This is a genomic window from Bradyrhizobium sp. 138 (assembly GCF_023074075.1).
GTDB lineage: Bacteria > Pseudomonadota > Alphaproteobacteria > Rhizobiales > Xanthobacteraceae > Bradyrhizobium.
Genome location: NZ_JADPKT010000016.1, coordinates 61,719 through 74,783, shown reverse-complemented (window position 1 = coordinate 74,783; position 13,065 = coordinate 61,719). Strand labels below are relative to the sequence as shown.

At 65.0% G+C, this 13,065-nt stretch carries 12 protein-coding genes; 8 read left to right on the top strand and 4 right to left on the bottom strand.

What is annotated here, in order from left to right:
• Positions 1-1,503: a glycosyltransferase family 39 protein gene (locus IVA79_RS09175; protein WP_247552079.1), complete on the top strand. Its 1,503-nt coding sequence runs from the start codon at positions 1-3 to the stop codon at positions 1,501-1,503.
• Between the two features lie 4 nt (positions 1,504-1,507).
• Here IVA79_RS09175 and IVA79_RS09170 read toward each other — a convergent pair whose 3' ends face one another.
• Complete coding sequence (locus tag IVA79_RS09170; RefSeq protein ID WP_247552078.1) at positions 1,508-3,394, bottom strand: adenylate/guanylate cyclase domain-containing protein; 1,887 nt, start codon at positions 3,392-3,394, stop codon at positions 1,508-1,510.
• A gap of 58 nt (positions 3,395-3,452) precedes the next feature.
• Complete coding sequence (locus IVA79_RS09165; RefSeq protein ID WP_247552075.1) at positions 3,453-3,974, bottom strand: FecR domain-containing protein; 522 nt, start codon at positions 3,972-3,974, stop codon at positions 3,453-3,455.
• Positions 3,975-4,638: 664 nt separating this feature from the next.
• Here IVA79_RS09165 and IVA79_RS09160 point away from each other — a divergent pair.
• Positions 4,639-5,721: a DUF2778 domain-containing protein gene (locus IVA79_RS09160; protein WP_247552073.1), complete on the top strand. Its 1,083-nt coding sequence runs from the start codon at positions 4,639-4,641 to the stop codon at positions 5,719-5,721.
• 74 nt (positions 5,722-5,795) lie between these two features.
• On the opposite strand, the gene IVA79_RS09155 is transcribed toward IVA79_RS09160, so the two are convergent.
• Together IVA79_RS09155 and IVA79_RS09150 are read right to left on the bottom strand one after the other, a co-directional pair.
• The gene (locus tag IVA79_RS09155) at positions 5,796-6,617 is read right to left on the bottom strand and encodes an SDR family NAD(P)-dependent oxidoreductase (RefSeq protein WP_247552070.1); all 822 of its coding nucleotides are present in this window, start codon (positions 6,615-6,617) and stop codon (positions 5,796-5,798) included.
• A gap of 22 nt (positions 6,618-6,639) precedes the next feature.
• Complete coding sequence (locus IVA79_RS09150; RefSeq protein ID WP_247552068.1) at positions 6,640-7,473, bottom strand: MurR/RpiR family transcriptional regulator; 834 nt, start codon at positions 7,471-7,473, stop codon at positions 6,640-6,642.
• Between the two features lie 184 nt (positions 7,474-7,657).
• Here IVA79_RS09150 and IVA79_RS09145 point away from each other — a divergent pair, with 184 nt between their 5' ends.
• The 6 genes from IVA79_RS09145 (at position 7,658) to IVA79_RS09120 (ending at position 13,059) form a co-directional block, all read left to right on the top strand.
• Entirely contained in the window at positions 7,658-8,902 is a 1,245-nt protein-coding gene (locus IVA79_RS09145; protein WP_247552066.1) for an ABC transporter substrate-binding protein, read from the top strand.
• Positions 8,903-9,005: 103 nt separating this feature from the next.
• Entirely contained in the window at positions 9,006-9,926 is a 921-nt protein-coding gene (locus IVA79_RS09140; protein WP_247552064.1) for a branched-chain amino acid ABC transporter permease, read from the top strand.
• 3 nt (positions 9,927-9,929) lie between these two features.
• Entirely contained in the window at positions 9,930-10,973 is a 1,044-nt protein-coding gene (locus tag IVA79_RS09135) for a branched-chain amino acid ABC transporter permease (protein WP_247552062.1), read from the top strand.
• The gene (locus IVA79_RS09130; RefSeq protein WP_247552060.1) at positions 10,970-11,713 is read left to right on the top strand and encodes an ABC transporter ATP-binding protein; all 744 of its coding nucleotides are present in this window, start codon (positions 10,970-10,972) and stop codon (positions 11,711-11,713) included. Before IVA79_RS09135 ends, IVA79_RS09130 begins: the two co-directional genes overlap by 4 nt.
• Positions 11,710-12,411 (top strand): ABC transporter ATP-binding protein, encoded by a 702-nt coding sequence (locus tag IVA79_RS09125; RefSeq protein WP_247552058.1) that lies wholly within the window; start codon positions 11,710-11,712, stop codon positions 12,409-12,411. Before IVA79_RS09130 ends, IVA79_RS09125 begins: the two co-directional genes overlap by 4 nt.
• Entirely contained in the window at positions 12,412-13,059 is a 648-nt protein-coding gene (locus IVA79_RS09120) for an ATP-binding cassette domain-containing protein (RefSeq protein ID WP_247552056.1), read from the top strand.
• Positions 13,060-13,065: the final 6 nt, after the last annotated feature.

The following is a 13,065-nucleotide window of genomic DNA, read 5'->3' as shown; positions in this document are numbered from 1 at the left end:
ATGGCCGGAGCTGACGCGCGGATTGTCCGCAACACCGCGCTGCTGGTCCTCGCGCTGGTGGCTCTGCGGCTCGTCGCGGCGGCGTTCACGCCGATTACCTTCGACGAAGCCTATTACTGGATGTGGTCGAAGAATCTGGCGGGCGGTTACTACGACCACCCGCCGATGGTCGCCTATGTGATCCGCGCCGGCACCATGATCGCCGGCGATACCGAGCTCGGCGTCCGCCTGGTCTCGATCCTGCTGGCGCTGCCGATGAGCTATGCGATCTACCGCACCGCGGGGACCCTGTTCGGTGGGGTGCGCGTCGCGGCGACCAGCGCCATCCTGCTCAATGTCACGCTGCTCGCCTCGGTCGGCACGCTGATCGTAACGCCCGATGCGCCGCTGCTGGTCGCCTCCAGCTTCGTGCTGTTCTTCCTCGCCAAGGTGCTGGAGACCGGCCGTGGCGCCTGGTGGCTCGCGGTCGGCTCCGCGGTCGGCGCGGCGCTGCTGTCGAAATACACTGCGATGTTCTTCGGGCTGGCGATCCTGATCTGGCTCGCTGCCGTGCCGAAACTGCGGCACTGGTTTCTCTCGCCCTGGCCCTATCTCGGCGGCCTCGTCGCGCTCGCGCTGTTCGCGCCGGTGATCCTCTGGAATGCGGACCATCAGTGGGTCTCGTTCGCAAAGCAGCTCGGCCGCGCCGGGATCGAAGACTTTCGTCCGGTCTTCATCGCCGAGCTGATCCCGACCCAGATCGCGTTCGCAACCCCGCTCGTCTTCATCCTCGGCGCGATGGGCCTGCACGCACTGACCTGGCACCGGGCCGGCGCACTGGCCTCGCGCGTGCTGATCGAGACGATGTTCTGGACCATTGTCGCCTATTTCGTCTGGCATTCGCTGCATGCCCGCGTCGAGGCCAACTGGTTTGCGCCGGTCTATCCGCCCTTCATTGTTGCTGCTGCAGCCGCTGCCAACCTCGTGCAGTGGAAGCCGCGTGCGCGGCGCCTGGTGGATTTCTGCCTGCGCTGGTCCGCGCCCGTCGGCATCGTGATGTTTGCCGCACTGATCGTGCAGGCCAACACCGGCTGGCTCTCCGGTTATCGCCGCGATGCCACCGTGCGCAGCGTCGGCGTGGGCTGGCGCAAGCTTGCCGCAGAGATCGAAGCGGTGCGCGCGCGCCATGGCGCGACCTGTGTGCTCGCTCAGGATTACGGCACCACGGGCTGGCTCGCTTTCTATCTGCCGCGCGGCACCTGCGTGGTGCAGCAGAACCAGCGCATCCGCTGGGTCAACATGGGCGAACCGGATCCAAAGCTGCTTGCTGGCAAGCTGCTCTATGTCGACGAGCTGCGCCCGGAAGGTCATCTCGTCCTCAACGCCCTCTTTGCGAAGGTCACGCAGGTTGCGCAATTGCAGCGCAAGCGCGGGCCACTCGTGGTCGAGACTTACGGCATCGATCTGCTCGAGGGCGCCAAGGGCGATGTGCTGGACCGCTCGCTGCCGCCGGAAGCGCGGTAGCGACTCAGTCGATCACCTCGGCCTTCGCGGCGACCCGTCTGGGCCTGTCCTGGTCGCGCCAGAACCAGACCGTTACGACCCCGGAGCGGCCGCGGACCTGGGCGAGGAGGGGGCCTGACAGAACGCCGTCGGGAGCCCCGTGGAAGTCGGCCGCATCCAGCAGCGTATCGCTCAAGGCGAGCCGCGCGCCATTCTGAACGGCGACCTCCATCAGCCGGCTCGCCACGTTGACGGTGTCGCCGGTCGCCGTGATGTGCTGGTGAGTTTCGCCGAGGCGGGAGGCGACGATCTCGCCGAAATGAGCGCCGATCTTGAAGCCGAGCCGATCGCCGATCGCCGACGGCAGCGAGGCGATCCAGCGTTCGACGCCGCGATGCAGGTCGATCGAACATTTCAGCGCGCGTGCCGCGTCATCGGGCATCGCGCGCGGCAGTCCGAACAGGATCATGGCGCCGTCGCCGAGAAAGCCGGTGATCGTGCCGCCGCAATCGACCGCGGTCTTGTCGATCAGAGCGTGAAATGCCTTCAGGATCTCCTGGATCGAATCCGGATCGGTCCGTTCGCTTAAGGCCGTGAAACCGGAGAGATCGATGAAGACCACGGCCGCGTTTTGCCGGACAGGGTTTGAGAGAAAATCCGGATCGCGCGCCAACCACTCCTGCACCGCAGGCGCCTGAAACCGGGCGAGCGACCTGCTCTTGGCAGTGAGATATTGCGTGCGGCGGCCTCCGGCCCACAGCTGTACACCGGCGAAGATCGCAACTGGAGGCACTGCGGCGGCAAGCGTGGTTGCCGCGGTCAGCCAGACGCCATGCGTGAAGGCGAACGTATTGAGCCCGGCCCAGGCGATCATCACCGCAGCCGCCGCCATGATGCCGAGCGCGCTGCGCCGCCAGGCCAGCAGGCCGACCAGCAACATCGGCAGTAGGATCGCCGCAACCGCGTCGGCAATACGGACCCTGCGGTCGCGCACGATGCCGTCGCCGGCAACGAGATGCGTGATCGCCGTCGAAACCACCTCGACGCCGGGCATCAGGGAATCGAACGGTGTGGGATAGAAGTCGCCGCCGCCGGCGACCGCCGCGCCGATCACGACGATCCGGTTCTCGATCGCCGCGCGATCGAGCGTGCCGTCGAAGATGCTCTGCGCGCTGACGGTGCGGATGGTGCGTCGCGGACCGTAATAGGTGATCGGCAGTGAGAAATCGGTGTCGGTCGGCACCGCGCGATCGCCGAGCATGAGACGATCCGGCGCGATCGTCAGCGGCTTGTCGAGCGCGCGGGTGGCGACGCGCAAGGGGAACGACAGCTCGACCTTGTCGTGCGTGCGGAACAGCATCGGCACCGAGAGCGGTGAGCCCGATTGCCCCGTCGCGACATTGACGACGCCGACCTCGGCGTGGTCGGCGAACGCCGGCAACGGCAGCAGGAAGCGTTCGGCCTGCGGCAGCACGGCGAGGGGGCCCTGGCTGCTGGCCTCGACGGTCTCGCTGGCGCTGGGAAAGATCGCCGCTGCGGCGAGCACCATGGGGCCGGTGGCGAGCGTGTTGGCCAGCGTCGCGTCTCCGATCGCGGCGCTGCGGTCGACCAGCAGCAGATCGATCGCGACGACCTTCGGCTTGAACTGCACGATGGTGTCGACGACGCGGGCGAGATCGGCGCGCGGCAGCGGATAGCTGCCGCCGCGCTTCACCACGGTATCGTCGATCGCGACGATGGTGACGAGATCGGGCGGACGCTGCACGCCGCGGACCTGGGTTCGCCAGTCCGTCAGCGTTGCCTCGAGGCGGTCGAGAAAGCGCAGATGGCCGCCTGCGTGCGCGGCATAGATGCCAGCGCCCCACAGCGCGGTGAGGGCGAGTGCCGCCAGGATTTGAACGCGTCTAGTCACTACGTGCTGCAATCTTCTTTGCTCTAAATCCTATCGGCCAAGCCTTATTGACCAAGCTTTATTGACCAAGCCTTGCCATCAACGCGTCGACGCGGGGCTGACCCCATGTCTTGACGGTCAACGGGCCGGTCGCTTCCACGTCGACGCCTTCGCCGGGGCCTAGAACGACGCCGCGCCCACGAGCCCTGCGGCTGACGCCGACACGCCCGTCAGCGACGAAGACGGAGGACTTGGCCTCGGCGACATCGACGGCCCATCTGGTGCCGCGTACCGCGGCAATCGCCTGCGGGGTCAGCACCTTGAAGGGGTTGCCGCCGGGCTTCTTGGGCACCTCGATCAGCAGGGCTTTGCTGCTCAACTCCACGGAGTCTATATGTCCGTCGCGGTTGGCGTCCTTAAGTTCAAATCTGGCGCCGTTTTCTGCAACGATGGTGATGCCGTTGTCGCAGCGCCAAGTCTGCGTGCTTGCTGCTGAAACCGACGCGATGCAACCGGCATTGGCGGGCTGCGCGGCCGCATATCCCATCAACAAACACGACCACGCCAGAGCGAAACATCCAGCGCGCGCGAACCTTCTCATGCCAGCCTCCGTTTGCGTGCTCGGCACAGTTCAAGGCGATGTTGATACGGTACCGTATCACACGCAGAGGCTGCTGAAAAGTGCCGCTCAAGCAGCTATTTCTCTGCTGCGACATTTTCCAGTCCGGCGCGATCAACTTTCGGTCAGGGGCCGTGGCATGTGAGTGCCGTGCGGCGCGTGATGTGCAGGAGCGGCCCACCGCGGGCAGTCACGCGCTGCGAGGGCGCGCCTCGCACACCAGCCTCGCGCAATGCTTCCCCGTCATCGTGCGGGCATTGGTGACCACGAAAAGGACTTGGTTGGATGCGCTTAGAGAGGCGGCCGGAGACGTCCGCTGAATGCGCCGATCCGGCCGAGAATTATGGTTAACAAACGCGCCTAAGTCCGTAGTTCTGCGGGCTTTTTTCTCAGAATGAGACAGCGTTAACGAGCTGCCGCACATCTGCCTGAACTTAATCCGCATTTAACTAAAAGTCGCCTTAATGACGCTCCGACCCTCTGCGAGATGCTGTTCCCGGATCGTGACCAGCGGCACTTTGAAGGGGGACTGAGTGACACCGTCCTGGACGCAAGGCGAATGAGTACGAGTATCGCTGCGCATAGTAACGCGGCACGGAAGTCCAAGAATCCTGGCAAGAATTCTCTTCGGAAGCCTTCCCGGAAAATGACCCCGACCAATTGGCTTGGCGCCGCGGCGATCGGCTGCGTCGTGATGGGCGCCGGCTGGACCATTTACAGCAACGTCTTCGGCGCGAGCGTCTATCCCACCGTCGGCAGCATCGGCTACGACGAGCCCGTGATCAAGCGCGCGCCCAAGGTCGCGCTGCGCGAAGCCGGCGACGCCATCAAGGAAGCTTTTGCGCTCTTGCCCGACCGCTTGCAGGTCGCCGCGCCGATCTCACGTGAGATGTTCAACGAACGCTTTGCCGCGGCCGCGACGCAGGGCGTGGCATCGAACGCGGCCAGCGCCGCGCCGGCGACCCAGGTCGCGGTGGCCAAGGATGCGCCGAAACAGAGCGTAATCGCGAAGGTCGCGGAAGCGTTGAAGCCGTCGGCGCTTGCCAAACCCACCGACAAGACCGCGGACAAGGCCAAGCGCGCTCCGGAAGCCCAGATGCAGCTCGCCTCGGCCGATCCGGCCCAGATCGTGCCGGCGCCCGAGGCGAAGCCGAAGTCGATTGCCGATCGCGCCAAGGCGGCGGTGATGTCGATCACCGGTCCGCGCCAGTCGATGGTCGAAAAACTCTGGGGCAAGCGTGAGCCGTCCGGCGGGCTGCTCGCTTATGCCTCGGCCGATGCCAGCATCACCGCCTCCATTGCGCCGAAGGAGCAGAACCCGATGTTCGGCGGCGCGCCGCCCTATGAGCGCGACACCGCTGTCTACGACATCACTGCCAAGACGGTCTATCTGCCCGACGGCACCAAGCTCGAGGCGCACTCCGGCCTCGGCTCCAGTCTCGACGATCCACGCTCGCAGCGCACCCGCATGCGCGGCGTGACGCCGCCGCACATCTACACACTGAAGCCGCGCGAGACGCTGTTCCACGGCGTGCCCGCGCTGCGCCTGACCCCGATCGGCGGCGAGAGCGCGATCTACGGCCGCGACGGCCTGCTCGCGCACACTTACATGCTCGGACCGAACGGCGATTCCAACGGCTGCGTGTCGTTCAAGGACTATTACGCGTTCCTCGACGCCTATCGCAACAAGGGCATCCGCAAGCTCGCGGTGCTGGCGCGGGTGGAGTGATCCCGGTTCATTCGCGATGATGCAAAAGGGCCGCTTGCTGCGGCCCTTTTCTTTCCTCGTGTCGCGGACGTGTGTCAGCCTGGCCAGCACTGTCCGCCGCCGTCGATCCGCAGCACCTGGCCGGAGACGAACGCGCCCATGGGACCTGCGAAGAACTCGACGACGCGTGCGACCTCGTCGACGGTCGCGATGCGGTCGAGCGTACCGGTCTCGACCATCCTGTCAGGGTCCACCGCGCGCGTGCCGAGGAAGCGGCCGGTGCGGGTATCGCCGGGCGCAATGCAGTTGACGGCGATGTCGTAGGGGCGCAGCTGGTCGGCGAGGCACCGCGTGTAGTGCGTCACGCCGGCCTTCGAGACTGCATAGATCGCGCCGCCCGTGCGTCCTTTGAAGGCAGCGACCGAGCCGAGGGTGACGATCCGGCCGCGCCGGCGTTCCATCATTCCCTTTGCAGCCGCCTGGCAGGTCAGGATGGTCGAGAGTAGATTGCGCTCCAGCACCGCGCGCACATCGGCCTCCTTGATGTGGACTGCGTCGTTCGGATCGGGTTTGCCGCCCGCGGCCGCGATGTCGCCGCCGGCATTGTGCACGAGGATGTCGACCGGGCCGAGCGCGGCTTCCGTCTCGGCAATCACGCGCGCGATGTCCTCGCCCTTGGTGAGATCGCCGAGCACGCGCTGGCTGCGGACGCCGAATTGCTTTCCGATCTCGGCGGCCACGGCGGTCAGTGTCGTGCCCTCGCCATATTCAGCCGGCCCGTTCTCGCGCATGCCGTGGATGACGACGTCGGCGCCGAGCGCGGCGAGCTTCTCCGCGAAGGCGCGGCCGAGCCCGCGGCCAGCGCCCGTCACCAGCGCCACCTGGCCTGCCAATACTTTCCCGTCATGTGCTGCCATGATCTTCTCCTGTTTTGAACCGCTAATCGGCCGCGAGGTCGAGGCCGATCGCCATCGCCTGGACGAGACACATCGGTGCAACCAGCGTGCGCAGCGCCGGCTCGGGCATGTCCTGGATCTCGAACACCACATGCGCGCCTTCGACGATCGGGCTCAACAGGCTGTCGGTGATGGAGATGGTGGGGACGCCGCGCGCGACGAGTTCGGGAAACAGCCGCGCCGTATCCGGATAGTAATTCCGGAAGCTGATCGCGACCAGTGCGTCCTCCACGGTTGCGGCATGCGACTGCTCGTGAATGCTGCCGCCCGTGCCATCGAGCAGGACGACGCGCCGTCCGAGCTTGCGCAGCACGTAGGCGAGGTGGGTCGCAACCGGAAACGAACCGCCGAGGCCGAGCAGATAGATGTCGCGCGCTTTCGATAAGATCGCGGTTGCGGCGTCGAGCTCGCGCGCATGGACGGACTGGCTCAGCGTTACCAGCGACGATTGCGCTTCCGAGACGAAGCGCGACAGCACCGCGGCCGGCTGGCGGCCGAGCACGGATTTCTCCTCGCTCTTCATGCGGGCGAGCCGGGCCTTGTAACTCGGTGCAACGCCGGCAACGAGGCGTGTGCGGAACACCTGCTGCATCTCGGTGAAGCCACCAAATCCCAGCGCGTGGGCAAAGCGAACGATCGCGGACGGCGGTACGCCTGATCGCTGCGCCACTTCCGCCACCGTGCCGAGCGCGACGTCCGTCGGGTGATCGAGCACGAACTCCGCGATCTGCTGCAACCGGCCGGAAAGCGCCCGGTGCCGCTGCGCAATGGCGCCGCGCAGCTCGTCGTAGCTCATCGCGCCTTGTGACTTGTTCATCGTCTCGGGTCTCCGGATCGGCAGCCTGTTTAACGGCATTTCATCGTTTGGACCAAATATTCCACTTTACATAACAAATGGAATGAATATTCTAATCGCACAAAAAAGCAAAAGACTTCGGAAACGGGAGGAAACGATGAGAGGGCGTCAGATCTCACGGCGAAGCGTTTTGAAGGGCAGCTTGATGGCGAGCGTCATCGGCGGCACCGGCAGCTTCTTTGGTCCGTGGAAAGAGAATCACGCGTGGGCGCAAGGCGCGAAGCCGATCAAGCTCGGCCTGACCTGCGATGCCAGCGGTCAATACGGCAACAGTGGCCAGGATGACTTCCGCGGCATCAAGATGGCGATCGACGAGTTCAACGCCAAAGGCGGTGTGCTCGGCCGCCAAGTCACCTACATCACCGCGGATACCGAGACGACGCCGGCCACCGGCAGCCGCGTCGCCGAACGCTTCATCACCCGCGAGGACTGCACCATCCTGATCGGCGCGCTGCATTCCGGTGTCGCCAACGCCATCACGCAGGTTGCCGGCAAATACGGCGTGATCTACATGAACACCAATTCCTCTGCGCCGAGCGAGGCCGGAGAGAATTGCTCGCGCGTCAAGTTCGTCTGGGACGGCAACGGCACCAATTTCTCCAAGGCGTCGGTCAAGAACGCGGTCGATTCCATCGGCAAGAACTGGATGCTGCTGACCAACGATTACGTATGGGGTCACACCACGTCTGCCGCGACCAAGGCACAGGTCGAGGCGGCCGGCGGCAAGATCATCGACAATCTCCTGGTGCCGCAGAACACGCGCGACTTCACAGCGTATCTGTTGAAGATCCAGCAGGCAAAACCCGACGTGGTCGCTACCGCGATCGGCGGCGACGACATCAAGGCATTGCGCGAGCAGGTGGCGCAGCTCAAGCTCGACGGCAAGCCGGCCTGGATCAACAACCAGCAGGACTGGCCCGATGTCTGGGGCGCGCCCGACAGCCTGTTCGGTGTGTTCGGCACCACCTGGTATCACAAGCTGCAATTGCCCGGCGTCGCCGACTTCGTCAAGAAATGGCAGGCCGCCAACAAGGATGGCCCGATCCCGGTGCCGGGCAACGTCTCCTACAACGGCTACATGTCGACGCGCGAACTGCTCCGTGCGATCGAGCGGGCAGGGTCGACCAACAACGTCAAGATCATCAAGGAGCTCGAGAACCTCAAGGTCTCGGCGACCGACCGCATGCAGCATTTCGACGCCTACATGGATCCGATGACGCATCAGATGCAGCAGACGATCTATCTGGCGCGCCGCAACGCCAAGCCGGCCGACAATACCGACCTGTACGAGATCATCAGCTGGACCGAGCCGAAATCGGCCGCCGATGACGCCGCACCCGGCAAGTGCAAGCTCACGCCCTATGAGCAGGTGCCGACCGTCGACTCCTAGGGGCGGTACGCCACGTCGCAGAAGAACGGCGCGCAAATCGCGCGCCGCGTACCCGGGCCATGCCTGTTCCGGGTGAGGCATGCCAGTTGCGAGAGCCAATATCTTGTTCGATCTCCTTCCGCATCTTCTGAACGGGTTAACGTTAGGCCTGTTGTTCGCGCTGATCGCACTCGGATTCATGCTCATCGTTGGGCTGATGGAGCAGATCAACCTTGCGCACGGCTCCCTGTTCGCGCTCGGCGCCTATGTCGCCATGCAGCTGACCGGACCGCGGCCACCATTGCCGGCCGAGCTTGCCAAGGTGTGGCTCGCGCTCCCGCTCGGCTGGCGCTACGCCGCGACGCTGGTCATCGCACCCGTGATCGTGAGCCTGGCGGGCATGCTGATCGAGCTCTGCATGCGTCGCACCTACGGCAAGGACCCGCTTTACGGACTGCTCCTGACCTTCGGTGCTGCGATGGTGATCGAGGAGTTGATCCGCCTGGTGTGGGGCACGCGCGACTATGTGCTGCAGGTGCCGTCCGCCATCAATGGCGGCTTTCTGTTCGGCGATCTGATCTGGTCGACTTATCGCTTCTACGCCGCGGCTATCGCCGCCGGGGTCATCGGCCTGGTCTGGCTGCTGATTGAAAAGACCTCGTTCGGCGCGACCGTCAAGGCCGGCGCCCATGACAGCGAGATCGTCCGCGCGCTCGGCATCAACCTGTCGCGATTGCGCCTGCTGGTCTTCGTGTTCGGCACCATGCTGGCCGCGGTCGCCGGCATCATCGTCGCGCCGATCTGGGGCATCCGCCCGCATATGGGCGTCGATGCCGTCATCCCCGCATTCCTGGTGATCGTGCTCGGCGGCGTCGGCAGTTTCTGGGGCGCGGTCGTGGCCGGATTGCTGGTCGGGCTCTGTGTCGGGCTTGCCGGCGCCTACGCGTCCGAATGGTCGCTGTTGTCGATGTACATCCTGCTCGTTGCCGTCGTGACCTTCCGTGCGCGCGGTCTGTGGGGCAAGAAAAGCGTGCTCGAGGCCTGAGGAATGATTGTGGGATCAAAAGCTTCATCCGACGCCGCGCGCCTCGTCACGCCGACGATGCTGGTGCTCTGGCTCGTGCTGGCAACGGTACCGCTCTGGATCACGCGGATCGGGCTCTATCCTTATCTGGGAATCGAAATCCTGATCTGGTCGCTCTATGCGCTGGCGTTCAACCTGGTGCTGGGCACGGCCGGACTTCCGTCGTTCGGACATGGCGCCTATTTCGGCATCGGGGCGTATGCATTCGGGCTCTGCCAGCTCGATATCGCCGCCAATCTCTGGATATGTCTTGCTGTCGCAGCCGCGGTGGCCGGACTTGCCGGAGTGCTGGTGGCGTTGTTCATCTCGCACCGGCGCGGCATCTACTATGCCTTCATGACGATCGCCTTCGGCCAGATCTTCTGGACGCTGGCGATCAAGTCGCACCGGATCACTGGCGGCGAGGACGGACTTCTCAAGATCAAGCGGCTGCCGGCCGATTTCGGCCTGGTGTCGTTCGACCTCACCGACAACGTCGCCTTCTACTATTTCGTGCTCGCCGTCTTCGCGGTCGGGACGGCCGCATTGTGGCGGCTTGTGCACTCGCCCTATGGCCGGGTCGTCGCTGCGATCAAGCAGAGCGAGGTTCGCGCCGCCCATCTCGGCTATAATGTGTGGCTCTACAAGGCATCGGTCTTCGCGCTGTCGGCTGCCGTGTCCGGCTTTGCCGGCGGACTGTTCGCGATGGCGCAGCTCGCCGCCTTCCCTGACGTCATGAGCTTGCACCAATCCGGTTATGTCGTGATGATGACGCTGGTCGGCGGCGGGCTTGTCAGCTTCTGGGGCCCTGTGATTGGCGTGGTTCTCTTCCTCACCGCCCGCGACGTGATCGGTGCGTTGACCAATGCCTGGATGCTCTATTTCGGTCTGCTGTTCATCGCTATCGTGCTGTTCCGTCCCGAAGGAATTGCCGGCGCGCTCTCGGCCGCCGTGCACCGGCATTCGCTCGACGCGCTGCGGCGCCGCGGCACCTCGGCGATGCGGCTGCTGGCCGGAGGCGGGCGATGAGCATGATCGAGGCTGCAGGTGTGCACGTCCGATTCGGTGATCGCGTCGTGCTGGAAAGCGTCGACCTCGCGATTGCCGAGGGCGAGTTTCACGGCGTGATGGGCCCCAACGGGGCAGGCAAGACCACCTTCTTCAACGTCCTCACGGGCAGGGTGAAGCCGAGCCGCGGCAGAATCCTGCTCGGCGGCGAGGATGTCACGGGATTGAGCCCGCACCGCATTGCCGCCAAGGGCATCGCCCGCTCGTTCCAGATCATGACGTTGTTCGACGAGTTCTCCGCCCGCGACAACGTCATGATGGGCTTGCCCGAGTTTCGCGCCCGTGGCCACGATATCGCCCGTGCCGCAGCCGGCGATAGCCGGTTTGCAGCGCAGGCGTCCGAAGCGCTTGCCGCAGTGGGGCTTGCCGATAGGGGAGACATCCGCGCCAAGGACCTCTCCTATGGCGACCGTCGCGCGCTGGAGATTGCGGTGGCGCTGGCGCAGGCGCCGCGCGTGCTGTGCCTGGACGAGCCAACCTCCGGCCTCGGCTCCGACGGCGTGCAGCGCCTCGCCACACTGGTTGCGCGTTTGAAGGGCAAGCTCACCATCGTCGCGATCGAGCACGATATGGAGTTTCTGTTTTCGCTCGCTGACCGCATCTCGGTCATCCATTGGGGCCAGGTGGTCGCGCGCGGCACGCCGCACGAGCTGCAGCAGAACGAATGGGTACGCCGCTCCAATCTCGGGAAGTTCGCATGATCCTCGAAGTGGATGGGGTAGATACCTTCTACGGCGAAACCCAGGCGCTGTTCGGTGCCTCGCTTGCCATCGCGCACGCCAAGGTGTTTGCGCTGCTCGGACCCAACGGCGCCGGCAAGACCACCATGCTGCGCTCGATCCTCGGATTGACGCGGCCGCGCCGCGGCGCCGTCCGTTTCGACGGGCACGACGTGACGCACAATCCGACCCATGAGATCGCGCGCGCCGGCATCGGTTGGGTGCCGGACGATCGGCGGCTGTGTCCGACCTTGTCGGTGGCGCGCAATCTCGCGATCGCGCAGAAGCGTACGCGCTTTCGCAACTGGACCGTCAAGGAGGCTGCTGCGATCTTCTCGCCGCTCGAATATCTCATGGAGCGCGATTGCGAGAACCTGTCGGGCGGCGAGATGCAGATGGTGGCCATTGCGCGCGCGTTGGTCGGCTCGCCGGGGCTGGTGCTGTTCGACGAGCCGAGCCAGGGCCTGGCGCCAAAAATCGTCGGCGACGTGCTCGCCACCATCTTGCGCATGAAGGACGAGGGCATTGCCTCGCTTGTCGTGGAGCAGAATGCCGAGATCGCACTGTCGGTCGCAGACCACGCCGCGGTGATAGATCGCGGCCGAATCGTCTGGACCGGCGAAGCCGCTGTCTTGCGCGATGATCGTTCCCTTCGGCAGCGCTTGCTGGGAGTACAATAAGTGGCCGCACCGCTGCTCGTGCTCGATGATGTCCGCAAGGTCTATACGCGGGGCCGCATCATCCGCCACCCGACGTTTACGCTTCAGGCAAGCTTGTCGCTGGACGAGCCCGGCATCGTCGGTGTCGTCGGGCCGAACGGTGCCGGCAAGACGACCCTGTTCGAGATGATGACCGGCTCGAATGTGCCGACCTCGGGGCGCGTTCTGGTCGCGGGCACGGATGTCCATGGGGTCAAGTATCGCGAGCGCGACCGGCTCGCGATCCACTATCACCAGTCCTATCAGGTCAGGCGCTTCCGCAAGCGCATTCCGTCCGCCTTGCTGGCGCCGTCGCCGACTCGGACGCCGCTGGTTCATCTGTTCGACGAACCGCAATTCAACCTGCAGGACGGCTATATCGGCTTCATGCTCGATTTCTTCCGCAAGCTGCGAGACGAGGGCAGGCTGGTCATCCTCTGCATGCATCCGACGGCGAGCTGGCACCTCGACATCCTTGCCGAGATCGCCGGGCAATTCCTGTTCGTGGCCGGCGGCGGGGTGACGCGGATGGCGGACTTCCGTGAGCTCACCGCCGAGCCGCGCTTCCGCGCCTATCTCGGACCTGAGATGACGCGAGCCGCGGACGCTATCTGTCACAGATCGACATAAAAGGAG